This window comes from Microbispora sitophila (genome assembly GCF_014892245.1).
Classification (GTDB): Bacteria; Actinomycetota; Actinomycetes; order Streptosporangiales; family Streptosporangiaceae; genus Microbispora; species Microbispora siamensis.
On the sequence record NZ_JADBGC010000029.1, the window covers coordinates 109,449 to 124,880 of the forward strand.

At 69.5% G+C, this 15,432-nt stretch carries 18 protein-coding genes and 1 tRNA gene; 5 read left to right on the forward strand and 14 right to left on the reverse strand.

All coding sequences use genetic code 11. The features are described from left to right. The first annotated feature begins 27 nt into the window (after positions 1 to 27). From IL992_RS38355 to IL992_RS38365, 3 genes are all read left to right on the forward strand, one after another. Positions 28 to 399: a winged helix-turn-helix transcriptional regulator gene (locus IL992_RS38355; RefSeq protein ID WP_226874560.1), complete on the forward strand. Its 372-nt coding sequence runs from the start codon at positions 28 to 30 to the stop codon at positions 397 to 399. Positions 400 to 535: 136 nt separating this feature from the next. After that, on the forward strand, positions 536 to 1,570 hold the full coding sequence (locus tag IL992_RS38360) for a zinc-binding alcohol dehydrogenase family protein (RefSeq protein WP_226874561.1): 1,035 nt from the start codon (positions 536 to 538) through the stop codon (positions 1,568 to 1,570). Positions 1,571 to 1,652: 82 nt separating this feature from the next. Beyond that, the gene (locus tag IL992_RS38365; protein WP_193208204.1) at positions 1,653 to 2,615 is read left to right on the forward strand and encodes a quinone oxidoreductase family protein; all 963 of its coding nucleotides are present in this window, start codon (positions 1,653 to 1,655) and stop codon (positions 2,613 to 2,615) included. Positions 2,616 to 2,662: 47 nt separating this feature from the next. On the opposite strand, the gene IL992_RS48715 is transcribed toward IL992_RS38365, so the two are convergent. The 8 genes from IL992_RS48715 to IL992_RS38405 all read right to left on the reverse strand — a co-directional run bounded on the left by IL992_RS48715 (position 2,663) and on the right by IL992_RS38405 (position 9,239). Beyond that, positions 2,663 to 3,874 (reverse strand): glycosyltransferase, encoded by a 1,212-nt coding sequence (locus IL992_RS48715; RefSeq protein ID WP_193208205.1) that lies wholly within the window; start codon positions 3,872 to 3,874, stop codon positions 2,663 to 2,665. A gap of 177 nt (positions 3,875 to 4,051) precedes the next feature. After that, positions 4,052 to 5,104 carry a PucR family transcriptional regulator gene (locus IL992_RS38375; RefSeq protein ID WP_193208206.1) on the reverse strand — a complete coding sequence of 351 codons (1,053 nt, stop codon included), beginning with the start codon at positions 5,102 to 5,104 and terminating at the stop codon, positions 4,052 to 4,054. Further along, positions 5,104 to 5,904, reverse strand: coding sequence for an ABC transporter permease subunit (locus IL992_RS38380; RefSeq protein ID WP_193208207.1), 801 nt, complete (start codon positions 5,902 to 5,904; stop codon positions 5,104 to 5,106). The genes IL992_RS38375 and IL992_RS38380 overlap by 1 nt, the downstream gene beginning before the upstream one ends. Further along, a complete protein-coding gene (locus IL992_RS38385) occupies positions 5,885 to 6,793 on the reverse strand; it encodes an ABC transporter ATP-binding protein (RefSeq protein ID WP_193208208.1) in 909 nt (302 codons plus the stop codon). The genes IL992_RS38380 and IL992_RS38385 overlap by 20 nt, the downstream gene beginning before the upstream one ends. A 92-nt stretch (positions 6,794 to 6,885) precedes the next feature. Next, positions 6,886 to 7,269 (reverse strand): thiol-disulfide oxidoreductase DCC family protein, encoded by a 384-nt coding sequence (locus tag IL992_RS38390; protein WP_193208209.1) that lies wholly within the window; start codon positions 7,267 to 7,269, stop codon positions 6,886 to 6,888. A 10-nt stretch (positions 7,270 to 7,279) separates the two neighbouring features. Beyond that, positions 7,280 to 7,426 (reverse strand): hypothetical protein, encoded by a 147-nt coding sequence (locus tag IL992_RS38395; RefSeq protein ID WP_193208210.1) that lies wholly within the window; start codon positions 7,424 to 7,426, stop codon positions 7,280 to 7,282. Then, the gene (locus IL992_RS38400; protein WP_193208226.1) at positions 7,423 to 8,379 is read right to left on the reverse strand and encodes a cobalamin biosynthesis protein; all 957 of its coding nucleotides are present in this window, start codon (positions 8,377 to 8,379) and stop codon (positions 7,423 to 7,425) included. Before IL992_RS38400 ends, IL992_RS38395 begins: the two co-directional genes overlap by 4 nt. A gap of 41 nt (positions 8,380 to 8,420) precedes the next feature. Beyond that, positions 8,421 to 9,239 carry a phosphotransferase gene (locus IL992_RS38405; RefSeq protein ID WP_193208211.1) on the reverse strand — a complete coding sequence of 273 codons (819 nt, stop codon included), beginning with the start codon at positions 9,237 to 9,239 and terminating at the stop codon, positions 8,421 to 8,423. Between the two features lie 257 nt (positions 9,240 to 9,496). On the opposite strand from IL992_RS38405, the gene IL992_RS38410 reads away from it, so the two are divergent. Both IL992_RS38410 and IL992_RS38415 read left to right on the forward strand, forming a co-directional pair. Then, a tRNA-Arg gene (locus IL992_RS38410) sits at positions 9,497 to 9,570 on the forward strand. Between the two features lie 240 nt (positions 9,571 to 9,810). Next, positions 9,811 to 10,152: a hypothetical protein gene (locus tag IL992_RS38415; protein WP_193208212.1), complete on the forward strand. Its 342-nt coding sequence runs from the start codon at positions 9,811 to 9,813 to the stop codon at positions 10,150 to 10,152. 5 nt (positions 10,153 to 10,157) lie between these two features. On the opposite strand, the gene IL992_RS38420 is transcribed toward IL992_RS38415, so the two are convergent. The 6 genes from IL992_RS38420 to IL992_RS47075 all read right to left on the reverse strand — a co-directional run bounded on the left by IL992_RS38420 (position 10,158) and on the right by IL992_RS47075 (position 15,216). After that, a complete protein-coding gene (locus IL992_RS38420; RefSeq protein WP_319019090.1) occupies positions 10,158 to 10,715 on the reverse strand; it encodes a hypothetical protein in 558 nt (185 codons plus the stop codon). A gap of 25 nt (positions 10,716 to 10,740) precedes the next feature. Next, a complete protein-coding gene (locus IL992_RS38425; protein ID WP_193208213.1) occupies positions 10,741 to 11,319 on the reverse strand; it encodes a hypothetical protein in 579 nt (192 codons plus the stop codon). A 452-nt stretch (positions 11,320 to 11,771) separates the two neighbouring features. Next, a complete protein-coding gene (locus IL992_RS38430) occupies positions 11,772 to 12,257 on the reverse strand; it encodes a DUF4265 domain-containing protein (protein ID WP_193208214.1) in 486 nt (161 codons plus the stop codon). 416 nt (positions 12,258 to 12,673) lie between these two features. Continuing rightward, on the reverse strand, positions 12,674 to 13,186 hold the full coding sequence (locus IL992_RS38435; protein WP_319019091.1) for an SMI1/KNR4 family protein: 513 nt from the start codon (positions 13,184 to 13,186) through the stop codon (positions 12,674 to 12,676). A 680-nt stretch (positions 13,187 to 13,866) separates the two neighbouring features. After that, positions 13,867 to 14,415 (reverse strand): SMI1/KNR4 family protein, encoded by a 549-nt coding sequence (locus IL992_RS38440; protein ID WP_193208215.1) that lies wholly within the window; start codon positions 14,413 to 14,415, stop codon positions 13,867 to 13,869. Between the two features lie 651 nt (positions 14,416 to 15,066). Further along, a complete protein-coding gene (locus IL992_RS47075; protein ID WP_226874562.1) occupies positions 15,067 to 15,216 on the reverse strand; it encodes a hypothetical protein in 150 nt (49 codons plus the stop codon). Positions 15,217 to 15,432 lie beyond the last annotated feature (216 nt).

Below are 15,432 nucleotides of genomic sequence, written 5' to 3' on the forward strand. Positions count from 1 at the left end.
TAAGTTCCCTTTGGGTATCGTCGCAGCATGCGTGCCATGAACACCATGAAGGCCGTTTGCGACGACCCCAAGGACGTCTACTCGGCCGCCTGCCCGTGCCGCAACATGCTCGACCTGCTGGCCAACAAGTGGAGCGCGCTGGCCCTGGGCGCCTTGGAGGACGGGCCGCAGCGTTTCGGCGCGCTGCGCGCCCGCCTCCAGGGCGTGAGCCCCAAGGTGCTCACCCAGACCCTGCGCCGCCTGGAGGACCACGGCCTCGTCCACCGCGACGTGTATCCGGAAGTACCGCTGCGCGTGGAATACAGCCTCACCCCGCTCGGCCGGGACGCCAACGTCCCGCTCGCCCACCTGCGGACGTGGGTGGAGCGGAACATCGACCGCTTCCCCGACCCGGACTAACCACTTCACCTGCATGGTTCCCAAAGGGAACTCGTGTCCCTTGCGGGTAACCAGGCGTCGGTGGATACCGTGCGGGTCACGCCGCCGAGCCGTACGGCCCGGCGCGGAATCAGTGACGATCGCGCAGGGGACAGACATGACTGAGAACCGGAACCGGACCATGCCCGCCGTCGCCTTCCGGCGCAGCCTTCCCGTCGACGACCCGGAAAGCCTCCTGGACGTGGAGGTGCCCGTGCCGCAACCCGGCCCGCACGATCTGCTGGTCCGGGTGGAGGCCGTCGCCGTGAACCCGGTGGACTACAAGGTGCGGCAGAACAGCGATCCGGGCGGCGAGCCGAAGGTGCTCGGCTGGGACGCCGCCGGCATCGTGGTCGCCGTGGGCGACGAGGTGGAGCTGTTCGAGGTCGGCGACGAGGTCTACTACGCCGGCGCGATCGACCGGCCCGGTGCGAACTCCCGGTTCCACGTCGTGGACGAGCGTATCGTCGGCCACAAGCCCGCCACACTGTCCTTCACCGAGGCCGCCGCGCTGCCGCTGACCGCCCTCACCGCGTGGGAGGGCCTGTTCGAGCGGCTTGGCCTGCGCGGCGACGCGCTCGACCAGACCGGAACGCTGCTGGTGACCGCGGCCGCGGGCGGCGTCGGCTCCATCGTCGTGCAGTTCGCCCGCGCCCTGACCGGGCTGACCGTGATCGGCACGGCCTCCCGGCCCGAGACGGTGGAGTTCGCCCGCCGGATGGGCGCCCACCACGTCGTGGACCACCGCGGGCCGCTGGCGAAGCAACTGGCCGAGGTCGCGCCGGGCGGTGTGGACTACGTCTTCAGCACGGCCGGCACCGACCGCAACCTCGCGGCCTACGCCGAGGCGCTCACCCCCTTCGGCCAGATCGTCGCCATCGACGACCACGACTCCCTCGACATCGGCGTGCTCAAATCGAAGAGCATCTCGTTCCACTGGGAGCTCATGTTCACCCACTCGCTGTTCCGGACTCCGCACCAGGTGAACCAGCACCGCATCCTCGATCGGGTCGCACGGCTCGTGGACGCGGGGGTCGTCACCACCACCGCCAACCGCGACCTCGGCCCGGTCAACGCCGCCAACCTCCGCGAGGCCCACCGGATCCTCGAATCGGGCACCGCGATCGGCAAGATCACCCTTACGGGCTTCTGAACAACCCTTTCCGACGGGAACAACGGACAAGGCCCGGCCGGTTGGGGACCACAGGAACCGAGCCCGAAGACAGGAGTTGCGCATGCATGCCATCGTCGTCCCCGCTTACGGTGATTCCTCGGTGCTGGAGTACGCCGAGCGGCCCGACCCCGAGCCCGGCCCCGGTGAGGTGCTGGTCGAGGTGGCGGCGACGGGCGTCAACTTCATCGACGTCTACCATCGCGAGGGCCGCTACCCGATGCCGCTCCCGCTGGTGCCCGGCAACGAGGGCGCAGGCACGGTCACGGCAGTCGGGCCCGGCGTGACCGACGTCGTGCCCGGCGACCGGGTCGCCTGGGCCAGCGTCATGGGCTCGTACGCGACCAAGGTCGTGGTCCCGGCGGAGAGGGCGGTCCGGCTGCCCGACGGGCTGTCACCCGACCTCGCCGCGGCGGTGCTGCTCCAGGGGCTGACGGCGCACTACCTGACCCACTCCACGTACGCGATCCGGTCGGGCGACGACGTGCTCGTGCACGCGGCGGCCGGCGGCATGGGCCTGCTGCTCGTCCAGATGGCCAAGCTCCGCGGCGCCCGCGTGATCGGCACGGTCTCCAGCGCCGAGAAGGAGAAGCTCGCCCGGCAGGCGGGCGCCGACGAGGTCGTCGGCTACGAGGGCTTCCCCGAGGCCGTCAAGGAGATCACCGACGGCGCCGGCGTGCACGTCGTCTACGACGGCGTCGGCGCCGCGACGTTCGACGGGTCGCTCGCGTCGCTGCGGCCGCGCGGCATGATGGCGCTGTACGGCGCGGCCAGCGGCCCCGTCCCGCCGTTCGACCCGCAGCGGCTCAACTCGGGCGGCTCGCTGTTCCTGACCCGGCCCACGCTCGCGCACTACACGGCCACCCGGGAGGAGCTGCTGTCGCGGGCGAACGACCTGCTCGGCTGGGTCGCCTCCGGCGCGCTGAAGGTGCACGTCTCCCAGCGCTACCCGCTCGCCGAGGCCCGGCGCGCCCATGACGACCTGGAGGGCAGGCGGACGACCGGCAAGTTGCTGCTGATCCCCTGAACCGCTGATCCCCTAACTGCTGATCCCTGAACCGCGGGGAACCGGCCTCAGGCCGCCATGGCGATCAGCCGCCGCGCGGCCACCGCGGCGCCGTCGGTGCGCACCTCGCTCGCGACGGCCGCGGCACGGGCGGCCACATCGGGGTGGAGGACCCGGCCGAGAGCCGCGGTCAGCGACTCGGCGCTCGGCGCGGCGGGCGGGTGCGCGATCCCGATCCCGAGGTCGCCGACCCGCCCCGCCCAGTAGTGCTGGTCGTAGTGCTGCGGCAGGACGACCTGCGGCGCCCCGGCCAGCGCCGCGACGGTCGTGGTGCCCGCGCCGCCGTGGTGGACGACGGCGGCGACCCGGGGGAAGAGCGCCTGCTGGTTGACCTCGTCGATCGACAGGCAATCGGGTTCGTCGTCCGCCGGGGACAGGCCGGCCCAGCCGCGGAGCACGATGACGCGACGTCCGAGCGCGCGGCCCGCGTCGACCGTCGTCCGGGCGATGTCCCGGGGAGCGCGAACGCTGCCGAAGCCGACGCAGACGGGCGGCTCGCCGTCGTCGAGGAACCTCTCCAGTTCCGGTGACAGCGGGCGCCGATCCGGCAGGATCCAGGCGCCCGTCTGCACGACGCCGAGGTCGGCGGGCTCGGGCCAGGGCGCAAGCGTCGGGTCTGCGGCCAGCCACGGCCGGTCGGTGAACATGTGACCACGCGTGTCCGCCACCGCGGCCAGGCCGGCCGAGGCCCGGTGGGCGTTGAGCGCGGCGCCGACGGCGCCGTTCCAGCGCCGCGCGTCCTCGTCCCAGAGCGCGCGGTTGCCGGCCGTGCCGTCCGCCGGCGCCTGCCCCCAGACGGGCACGGGCGCGTGATGCGGCGACGGCAGCGTGACCGGACAGTAGCTCACGTACACGTAGCCGATCCCCAGCCGCTCCGCCACCGAGTGCGCGGCCATCGACATGGCTCCGCCACCCACGATGACGTCGCAGCCCTCGGCCGCCGCGGGGATCGTGGCGAACTGGACCGCGACCGTGCCCTCGATCATCCGCCGGCGTTGCTCGGGCGTGGGCGGGGCCTGGACCCGTGGGGCGGCCGACGCGGTCGGGCGCAGCTCTGGCCCGATGGGCACGACGGGGAATCCGAGGCGCTCGATCCGGTCGCGGAAGTCGGGAGGCACGCACAGGCGGGCCTCATGGCCGAGTTCCCGCAGCTCCAAGGCCAGCGCCACCATCGGCTGGACTTCCCCTCGCGTTCCGATCGTGGACAACAGCACGCGCATGTGCACTCCCCTGTGTCGGCCCCTTGTGACGGCACGGCGACCGTGAGCGTGCTCGCGGCTCGGTACGGCGTCCGCCGCGGACCGGTCCGGCTCACGGCCCCCGATTGTGCGCCGTCACCGGGGCCTTGCCGCAAGTCCCCCCGCCGCCTGTACGGTGAAAGTGGCGGGAAGCCTCGATCAGGCCAGAGGGTGGGCCGGCCACTCCAGGAGGCGGGCCCCGAGCACGGCCGTCTCCAGCGTGAACCGCTGCGTGGGGTCGCTCGGCGAGAAGCCGGTCAGCCTCCTGATCCGCTCCAGCCGGTAGGTGATCGCCCGGGTGCTCACGCCGAGCCTGCGCGCCGCCGCCGTGTGGTTGCCCTGGGAGGCGAAGACCGCCTCCAGCGTCTCCAGCAGCGGCTCCGGCCCGCCGCGGGCGGAGGTCAGCGGCCCGAGCACGGTGGAGACGAGGTCCACGATCGCCTCCCTGTCCCGCAGCAGCACCGGGAAGACCAGCAGGTCGGCCGCCTTCAGCACCTGGGCCCGCAGGCCCAGCCGCTCGCCGAGGTCGATCGCGTTGACCGCTTCCCGATAGGAGGTGACGATGCCGCCGGGGCCCTGGTGGGGGCGGCCCACCCCCACTCGCCAGTCCGTGAGCACGGAGCGTACGTGGTGGGTGAACTCGCCGCTCGCGGCGGTCAGCGCGCCGGGGGACACGCACACCAGCAGCCCGTCGCGGACGGCGACCAGGATGTTGTGCGACCCGAACCTCGCCACCAGCGCCTGCTCGATCCTCCCGGCCAGCGGGTCGCCCGCCGCCACCGGGGTGTCCGGCCTGGCCACGGTCACGACGTACGCCCCCGCGAGCCGCAGGCCGAAGTGCTCGGCCCGCTCGGCGTCCGCCCTGCCCTGCAGCAGGTCGTCGACGAACATGCGCCGGGCCTCCTCCTCCTGCCGGAGGGCGGCCCGCTGGGCCTCCTCGTATCCCTCGATGTAGGCGGCCATCCCGCGGCGTACGGCGCCGAAGGCACCGCCGGCGGTGATCTCGGCGGCGTGCAGGCAGGCGTCGGCGAGCACCCGCAACGGGATGCCGCGCTCGGCGGCGAGGGCGCCGCACTCGCGCAGGCCGTCCATGTCGGCGCGGCCGGGCAGCCTGCCGGTGGCGGCCGACGCGGCCAGAACCGACAGGAACCCGCCGAGTAAGTCGGCGGGCACCCCGGTCGCCTCGCTCACGCGAGCGAGAACGCTGTCCATCAGACTCCTACGTCACGCCGTTCGAAGGCGAGCAGCGCCGTCATGAGGAGGACGGCCGTCGCACCCAGCAGCACAAGGTAGTCACCGTACGGCCAGCCCTGGTAAAGCGGTCTGCCGTCGAGGTAGTAGTGGACGGGCGAGATCCAGCGCAGCCAGGAGATCGCGTCGATGCTCTTGCCCATGGTCTCCACGATGTACCCGGCGACACCCCACACGCCGACCACGGCGAGCGCGACCTGCTTGCGCCCGAACGCCGCGCCCACGAACAGCGTCAGCGTCCCGAAGAACAGCACGAGCAGGAACAGCCCGGTGTGGGCGGCGAGGATGCTGCCGAACGGCACGTCCATGCCGGCGGCGGACGAGGCCCCGGCGGCGACGGCCAGCGTCACCAGCGCCACCCCGAGCAGGCCGAGCGCCAGCGCGGCCCAGCGCTCCAGAAGCAGGCGCCTGCGGTCGATCGGCAGCGTCAGCGTGAGCTCCAGCGTCTTGGCCTCCTCCGGGCCGGCGACGGCCCGGTTGCCGAGGATCGCGGCGCACATGGTGAACAGCAGCGGGCCGAGGAGCTGGTAGGCGATCGCCTGCAGGTAGCCGCGCCCGGTCGCGATGTCGGCCATGCCGCCCATGAGGTCCCTGAGCGCGCCGGGATATTTGGCGATGGCCTGCTTGCTGAACGTCTCGGGGTCGTTCATCATGCTCGCGTAGATCGAGATGTACATCCCGAGGAACGCGCACAGCCCGACCGTCCACCCGATGAGGGCGCGGCGGTACTCCCCCAGGCTCTTACGCACCAGCGTGGGCATGGCGGCCCTCCTCCTCGCTGTAGTAGGTCAGGAAGATCTCCTCGAGGTCCGGCTCCGCGCTGACCATGTGGACCACGGTGTAACGGGCCGCCGCCTTGATCAGCGCGTCGGGCCTGCCGTCGATCGTGCAGCGCAGGCTCGCCCCCTGGACGACCACGTCGCGTACGCCCGGGAGCCCCTCGAACGACTCCTTCGGGACCGGCGCGTCGAAGTGGAGCTCCACGTGCCGTACGGCCCGCTCGCGCAGCGCGGCGATGTCCTCGACCGCGACGAGGCGGCCCGCGCGCACGATGCCCACCCGGTCGGCAACGTGCTCCACCTCGGCGAGCACGTGCGACGACATCAGGATCGTGTGGCCTGCCGTGCGCGCCTCCCGGACCATGGCCAGGAACTCCTGCTGCACCAGCGGGTCGAGCCCGCTCGTCGGCTCGTCCAGGATGAGCAGGTCGGGCTCGTGCATGAACGCCTGGATGAGCCCGACCTTCTGCTTGTTGCCCTTCGACAGCTCGCCCATCCTGACGGACAGGTCCGCGTCGAGCCGCTCGGCCAGTTCGTCGATCCTGCCGCGGCTCACCCCTCCGCGTACGTCGGCGAGGAACTGGATGTAGTCGCGGGCCCGCTCCCTGCCCTCCAGGGCCAGCTCGCCCGGGAGGTAGCCGATCCGGGCGCGTACGCGCGAATCGCGGGTATCGGCGCCGAGGACGGTCGCCCGGCCGGACGTCGGCCGGATCACGTCGAGGAGCAGCCGGATCGTCGTCGTCTTGCCGGCGCCGTTGGGGCCCAGATAGCCGAAGACCTCGCCCGGCCGGATTTCGAGGGTGAGGTCCTCGAGGCCTCGTCTCGTACCGTAGAACTTCGTCAGTCCTTCGGTCTCCACCACTGCTGTCATGCCGCAATGGTGGCGCTCCCGTCAGGCGCGGGGTATGCCATCTTCCGGACACTTGCCGGTGTTGTTTGTTCCCACTTCCGGCAAAGCGGAGGTCAGGACGTGCCGCAGGTGGTGGAGCCGGGCAGGAGGTGGCGGTAGCGGGAGACCAGCCGGTAGCCCGCCTCGGCGAGCCAGCTCACCGGCGGGGTCAGCACCACCCGGCCGGCCGCGCACCAGGCCGCGCGCGGCTGCAGGGCGAGGAGCAGCGCGACGGCGCGCGCGCCGTGGGCGCGCAGCCCGTCCGGGCCCAGGAGCTGCACGGAGGCCGTGACCTCATCGCGGGTCAGGCCCACCGCGCCGAGGTCGAGGCCCTGCCACGCCCGCACGGCGGGCATGTACGGCAGGAACCGGTGCCCGGCGTTCACGCACGCCTGGCAGAAGGCGCAGTCGCCGTCGAAGACCAGCAGGACCCGGTTCTCTCCGCTTTCTCCGCCCATGCCGTCGAACCTACCAATCCTGGGGCGGATCATTCCGGTCCCGTGGTGGCGGCGCGGGCCGCCGTGACGCGCGCACCACCAGCACGGCGACCACGATCACCGCGACCGCGACGCTGAAGACGACCGCGAAGACCAGCAGCAGGACGAGCGCGCTCATCGTCGATCCCTTCGGCGGTTTCGGGTGAGGGCGAGCCGGGCGGCGACGGCCAGGCCCACCGACGCGTACGACACCGCGCGCGCCAGCCGTACGGACCTGGGGATGTCGGAGACGGCCGGACGGGGGCCGTCGCCCAGCTCCGGGCGGTGCTCCACCCGGCCGCCGTAGTCGTTGGCCCCGCCGAGGCGTACGCCGAGGGCTCCGGCGAAGGCCGCCTCGCAGCGTCCGGAGTTGGGGCTGGGATGGCGGTGCCCGTCGCGCACGAGGACGGCCGCCGCGCGGCGCGGTGAACCGCCCACCAGGCCGGCGAGGCCCGCCGTGAGCAGGGCCGTCAGCCGGGCCGGCACGTAGTTGGCCACGTCGTCCAGGCGAGCCGAGGCCCAGCCGAACCTCGCGTAGCGCGGCGACCGGTGGCCCACCATCGCGTCGAGCGTGTTCACCGCGCGGTAGCCGAGCAGGCCGGGCACGCCGAAGAGCGCGCCCCACACGAGCGGGGCGACGACGGCGTCCGAGGTGTTCTCCGCGATGGACTCGACCGTGCCCCGCGCGAGCTCCGCGGCGTCCAACCCGGACGGGTCGCGCCCGCACAGGTGCGGAAGGCGTGCGCGCGCGGCGGCCAGATCGCCGTCCCCGAGGGCCCTCGCCATCAGCGCGCCCTCCCTGCCCAGCGTCGTCCCGCCGAGCACCGCCCAGGTGGCGGCGGCGGTGACCGCGGCCCGCGCGACCGGGCTCGACCGGGTCATCCGCTCGGCGAGCAGTCCCACGGCCGTCGCCGCGCCGACGCAGGCGGTGGTGTAGGCCAACCCCGCTAACCGCGAATCGCGGTATATGCGCTTTTCGAGGGCGGCGGCCCGGCTGCCGAACGCCGCGACGGGGTGACCCCGCCGGGGATCCCCCACCGCGGCGTCGATCGCGGCCCCGGCGAGCAGCCCCGCCGCCGTGGCACCGTCCATGATCCGGATCACGCACGCATTCTGCCGTACGTGCCCATTTGTCATGAGATGGGCTCGTCGCCGAGGAGGCGGCGCTGAATCGCGTCCTCGTTGGCGTCGAGCCAGGCGGCGGCGCGTCTGATCCGCCCGCCCGCGCCGCCGTCCCACATGCGCGCCCAGCCGCCGCCGAGCGTCCTGGCCCGGTCGCGCATGAGCGCGTAGGAGCGGCCGAACCGCGTCCTGGCCGTCTCCACCAGCATGAGCCGGTCCCGCGTCGGCAGGCCGTACGCGTCGCAGAACAGCCGCACGCGGGCCGCCGCGTCCAGGGACCGCTGCAGCGGGTCGCGGTCCAGCGGATCGGCGAGCGGGGCCCAGTGCCGCAACGTGGTCACCACGTCGAACAGCCGCGTCGTCGGCCTGGCCAGGTCGAAGTCGATCAGCGCGTACGGCAGGAGTCCCGCGCCGGGCCGCTCACGGAAGACGACGTTGGCCGGGGTGACGTCGCAGTGGCCCACGAGCTCGGGAGAGTCCTCCGGCGCCGAGCCGTTCTCCCAGACGGCACCGGGAGGCGGGCCGAACGAGGCCGCCGCGTCGTGGAAGCGCCGTAGCAGCCGGGCCAGCGTGGTCAGCGCCTCGTCGCTCACCGCGTATGCCGGCAGGGGATGCGCGGGCACCACGCCCTCGACGTACGTGAGGATCGCCCTGCCCCGCTCGTCGATCCCGAGAACCCTCGGCGCCCGGTCGAACCCGGCGGACTCCAGGTGCCGCAGCAGCGCGTGGACCGACGGCGACGAGGGCCGCATCGGCCGCCGTACGGTCGCGCCCACCCGTACGACCCCCTCGGAAACGTCTCCGATGAGCGGGATCTCGCGTACGGACATGGCGATGCAGTGTAGCCGCGAGATCACTCGACCGCAGTCGGGCAGGCGAGTTCCCTTCATGCCCGTGAAAGAACATCGGGGACACCCTCGCGCGCAGGGGGCCCGGACAAGGGCCCGAGCAGCGTCGGCGCAGGCCGACCGGGCCTCCCTGACGAGCACCGCCACCGGGCTCGAAGGCCCGCCGGAGGGGTGGTCCGGCCCATGTCCGGGAAACCGGGTGTGTACCCGGTCCCCGGATCATGCAGAATTAGGCACGAGCGCCCTTAGCTCAGCTGGATAGAGCATCGGACTTCTAATCCGACGGTCGGGGGTTCGAATCCCTCAGGGCGCGCTCCTCTCATCAGCCCATCCCCGTCTGACCTGGGCTTTCCCGTGATCGGGCTGTCGCCGAGGATGCAGCCGGACGCCACCAGGTGCAGCCCCAGGCGGCCACTCCCGGAATATATCCGGAATGATCTTGGCCACGTTTCCGCAGGTCGCAAGGCGGATTCCGCCAACTTCCGGAACGATCCCGAGGCCCAGGCACGCCGAAGGGCCCGGCGGGGAACCGGGCCCTGAGTAAGGTGTGATCATGGGCGTCGACGCCGTGCTGATGCGGGTGGAACAACGAGGGTCCAGCCCCAAGAGCAGGAGGCTTACGCCCGCTGCGACGGCGTTGGATCACAATGATTCGTTCGTTCACCTCGTCGATCAGATCCGTGGGCGCAGTATGAATCCGATGCTGGAGAGGATCGACCCGTACGGAAGCGTGATCCTGACATCGGCTGAGATGCCGCAGCTCATCGAAGAGCTTGCTCGGCTTCGAGCCTTCGCCGTGACAGCCGAAGACGTCCGGGTGATCCGGGAGTTCGAGGATCTTGCCCGAGAGTGCGCAGCAAATCCCGCGCTGGAGCTTCATCTGGATGGCGACTGACAGGGTCACCCGACGAGCGCGCTCTGTATGCGCTGGTTGGCGACGTCGCGTTGGCCGTCGATGCATTTGGCGTAGACCCTGAGCATCACGTCTATGCCATGGCCGGCCCGCTCGGCGGCTTCCGGCGCGTGGACCCCTGCGTTGAGCCACAACGAGACGGCCGCGTGGCGCAGGTCGTACGGCCGAGCGGCCAGGGGCGAGGCGACCTGCTCGGGCGTGAAGGCGTAGCTCCGTGCCTCCTTCCGGACCTTGGAGTAGGCCGAGCCGGAGATGAGACCGCCCGTCCTCGTACGGAAGAGCCGTCCGTCGTCACCGACGCCGTGCCGCTCGATGTGCTCGCGGAGGATGGCGACCAGTTCTGGCGGGATCGGTACCTGCCGCGTGTCCTTCTCGCTGCGGTGCTTGAGCCCGCGATCGTCGTGGGTCTTGCCCGAGTCGGTGAAGCGCTTGTTGCCTCGCGGCCCTGCGCCCGCCCGGCGGCCGGGCGTGCGACCTGGGGGACGGTCCCGACCGCCAGCGGCTCCGGCCGCGACCGTCGCAGGTGCACACCGGCCCAACGGCACGGCAGGTCCAGAGCAGGGGCGCGGCCTAATCCATCCAGTGGAACCAGGCATCGAACACGCAGTACGGCGGATCGCCGAGAGCTGTTTCCACCCGCAACCGAGCATCCAACGGCAAGCCGAGCATCTGCACGCCGAGCAAGGCGATGCCGTGCCCATCAAGCACCTGGCCAACCTGCCGGCACTCCTCCTCCCATTCCGGCAGATCGATATCCAGGACTCGCAACAGTTCGGGCATGCTATGACCACCTGTAGCACCAGGCCCGGAGGACCGCCAGCTGCGCTTAAGGAGCACCGCCAAAGGAGCGAGCCGGCACAACGCTAGGGTCAATCCCTCAACGTCTGTCCGACCGTTCGCGGAGCGACGCATCGAACCGTCGCGCTTGGTCATGAAGACATCGACGTAGGACGCGTACCCCGAGCCGTAATGCCGGAACTCGGCATGCTCGACCATCAGCGCTGGCAGCCGATTTAGGTCGGCGACAACCGATCGGAGAAATCCCTCTACGGCGGTAGGGCCACCGGCCCATGCCCCTGCTGTACTTGCCAGCTCATCAGTCACGGCGCTTTCGAGAGCGACTGGATTTGTTGCCAGTTCCCTGCTCACCGAGTTCGCTCCTCGACGTTCGGCTCACGTCCGCTTCGTGCACAATAGCCGAGGCATCCGTCCTCCTCGCTGCTCAAGTGTCCCGGCCGTGCGCGCCGAGTCAAGGGCGCCTACGGCGTCGCTTCGCGATCAGCTTCGCCGACCCTTGACACGGCGGTCCCGTCCCGGGGGTGTTCGCCCCCGTCCTCCCGCGCGCATGGCGTACCGCCGCAGGTCGTGTGCGTGATCGTCGTGCCATTAGCGTGCCATTAACCGGGGTGGCGAGGGGGCAACCACGGTCACCTATGACCGGCTCCACGCTCAGGTCAGCGCCCCTAATGGCCGTGATCCATGCAATTCCCAAGCTGACAGCGCGGGTTCGATTCCCGTCACCCGCTCCACAGCATGAAGCCGCAGGTTTGGGACGGCTATCAGAGTAAGCCTTAGTCTTGCACAACCCGTGGCCACAGACCTCACGCGCCAGGCTCATGCCAGGTCGAACGGTGGTGCCGTGAGACGGCGCCTTCTTCGAAGTCAAGAAGGTCGAGATATTCACTCTCGTCCAACCAGGCACGAACCGTTCGATAAGAGACCTCCGGCGGCACGTTGACAGCGATCATGCCGGGGAATTCCGAGATGCCCTCCCATGCGCATCCAAACTCGGTCAACTTGTCCTGAAACTCCCCCACACGATCCCGATCGTTAACAATGATGCGAACCGCGGAGTGTCCCGACTCGCGAACCAGCCCTGCGTAGAACCAAGGACCGTCCGAGTCCTTACGGACACTCACCTCATCACCCCATGCCACACCTAACGCGAAGAATGGAGTGTTCGCGAGTTTCACGACGTGCGGATCTTCGGTCGATTCCGCCCACAGCGCCTCTGACCCGGCAGGCGGCCATCCATCCTCGTCCTGCTCCAGACAAAAGACGACCTTCACGTAGTTTTCCTCACCCACTACTGATCCTCTGCTGTCTTGACGCGTAGACGACTTGGGCCGCTCCCCACGGCGATCCCGGCGATAGTAAAGCCAACCTACGGTTGTGATCACCTTCGGCGACGACCTCAAGCGATCCAACGAGGAAGTGCGTGCCCGTTGCGTGCCCGTTCGGCCGGCGACCAGCGGGAGGGAGCGGGGACTCACGGTGACTCCACCGGCGTAGGTCCAGCTCAGAGTCTCAGAGTCTGCCCAGCTCAGAAGGCATGATCTTGAAAGACTTCCCAAGCTGACAGCGCGGGTTCGATTTCCGTCACCCGCTCCATTCTTTGAGAACACCGCCGGTCAGCCTAGGCCCACTGGCGCGGGTAGGAGCGGTTCACCGTCCAGCGAACGGCAGTCTTCACCCAGGTCCCACCACAGTTGCCCGTTCGAGGTCAGGTAGGGGTACATGCCGCGGACGCCGCATCCGAGATAAAGGGCTTGAGACACCTCGCGCAGGTGAGTGGCCAGGCTCGGATACGAATCAGAGAAGTCGCCGCAGCCGTCGTGGCCAGCCCAGCCGAGCCGGCCGCAGTCAGGCCCGGGCGGAGATCGATGATGTGCGCGACGCCGTCAGCGGTCTCCGCCCAAGGGATCCACCGGGGATGCCACCAGGGCTCGTCGTCCCAGGGCCGCCTGACGAAGCCGTCACTGTCTGACGCCGTCTCCATGTGGATCTGCCACTGCCTTGCGATGCCCGATGCCGAGAGCGGTGATTGCTGTTCCGGAAACAGGCTCATCCAATCGATCGCCCCGTCGTGGCACTTCAACGACTCTGTGAGTTCGTCGGGGAAACGCATCCCCAGCACCTGCTGAGCCGACTCCACCGCTTCCGCGGTCGCCGAAGAATTGAGCATCGCCAGAGTGACCGGCGCATGCGCCGCCAGCCAGGCGTCGATGCTGGACACCTAGTGATCGTCTCGAATCGCCGTCCTCCTGCGGTAGACAGCGACTGTGAAGAGGGGTCTCGCCCCCAATCAGCTCACCGGAATCAGCGCGCCGGCAGCTTCGGGCCGCCCCACACCGCCGCACACCCCATAGGCCGGACGACCCGGTCATGCTCAAGCCGCGGAAGTCAGCGCCTTCGCTGCCACCATGGCCACTCAGGCGAGGCGTGCGGATCCAGCGACGTCCGGGCGAGAAACCGTCTGTCCAGCGGGACGACCAAGGAGTGCAGGTAGGGCCTGGCCCATGGCGGCAAGGCCGCGAGCGCCTGTTCCAGCCTCCAGCGTGGGGCCACACCGCAGCATTCAGGGCACATGCATGTGGGTGCGATCCGGTCAGCGGTTCCGGGTATCACTGCCTGCGTCCACGCGAGCAACGCCTCCGCTACCTCGCCTGGCCGCATGATGGTGTGTTCAAGCCTGATCACTGCGGCCATCGGACGACGGCCGAGACCAGGGACCTGATGGATCGAGGCTCTATGAGTTCCACACACCGACCCATGTGCAGGAACCTGAGAAGGGCGCCTACGCGGCATAGCCCTTTCTGATCGACGTCATAGACATGATGATCGCACCCCCATGCCTCGTTGTTCCATATGCCTCAGCGCGAAACAAGCAACGCCTCCGGCGGGGGCGCTCCTGCCTTAGCCACCTTCCGACAAGCGGGCCCTAGCCATCTCCCACGGCTGCATGTCACCGCCACCGTCGGCGTCTTCCTCATACCAACCCCTGCCTGATAGCCAGGTTTCTAGCCAATTGATGAGGCTCTTGGAGTCGACGAACCAGGCGAGGTGCCAATCGTCGTTGTCGATCGGGTTCGGCTCGAAGAGCAACACGGCGCCCTCGGAACTCTGGCAGTCCACGGCGGCGTACATGCCACAGCCCCAGTCGAGGATCGGCAGGACTCCCGCAGGCCAGAAGGCTGCATCACAGGACAGCGACATCGAGCGTTCTTCAAGATAGACGCTCACTGCGGTACGCCCCTCTCCCAGAAGTGGGAAGAACTGGTAATCGGGGCCGAACCCGCCGTTGGCCACCTCGCGGTAAAGCCTGGCAAGCACCGGAGGCAGCGGGAAGCCCAGTAGCTTCTCTGCCTGAACCAGTTCCTCCACCCCCGCAGTAGGGGGCAACTTCCCTTCCACCGAGAGAGCCTTCAGCGATACCCGCCGAATGAGATCGTCTACATCTGCCACAACGAAAATCCTGTCATTCGCCTACGACACTTCCTCCGGCGCTTCCTAGGAGCTCGCTGGCTGAGGCAGCAGGCAGCATGTCCACAGGACATGGCCCTCCATCCACCTTCAGAGACACCAGCCGCGCCGCGTGCCCGTTGCGTGACCGGCCTCGGCTCCGGGGTGATCAGGGAAGCGAGGCGTGCGCGTAGCTCGGGCCGCCCCTGGGACGGATCTGAACAGCCGCAGTCCCAAGGAGCAACACGGCGAACCCGACCTGAACGACCGTGGATGTCGTTTGGGGACCTACGGATTAGATGTTCCAAGCCTGTACCTGTAGCGGTCGCCAGGAGGGGTGAACTCCATGCCGTTCTCATCGAGCGCGTTGTAGATCGTCACTTGGCCGTTCGAGAAGCCGAACCCCAGGGACACCGTCCCCCCGGCGAGATCCCTGCCTCTTCACTCCAGCAGTTCCATGGCCGAACAAGACTGCCCGACCAGCGCGGTGAGTTCATCCGGAACGTCATCTCGCCAGGCCAGGCGGAAATCCGGCCAGTCCAATGCGCGCGCCGGAGCAACGGTGTTCCAGGTGATGGAAACCTCGTCGAACTTCCAGTGGTTGATCTCAACCTGTTCGCCCTCGAAGTCCAGGAGGACCGGGCAGTCGGCGAATCATCCGTCCTCCTCGATGTCCCACACCATCAGCGCGCGGGTCAACCGCCGACCGGCGAGATGGGCGAGCCGCGGCCCGTGAGCGGCCGCGATCTCTTCGCGTCCGCTCAGCCAGCGTGGCTGATAGCCGGGGATTCCGAAGTCGAACAATCAGTGATCCTTCCGGTTCCTGCCGCTCAGGACTTGTCGGGGCAGGCGGCTTGCGTTCGCAGCAGATCCCAAGCACTACGACTTCCACGTGTCAACGTCGCTCGAATGTGGGACCAGTGGCGACGCTCGAATCTGGACCCGTTTGTCGATCTTCAGTCGTTGGTCTTGGCCGCGGGCACGCGGCCCAGGTCACGGTCTTTGAGCCGGTAGCTGTCT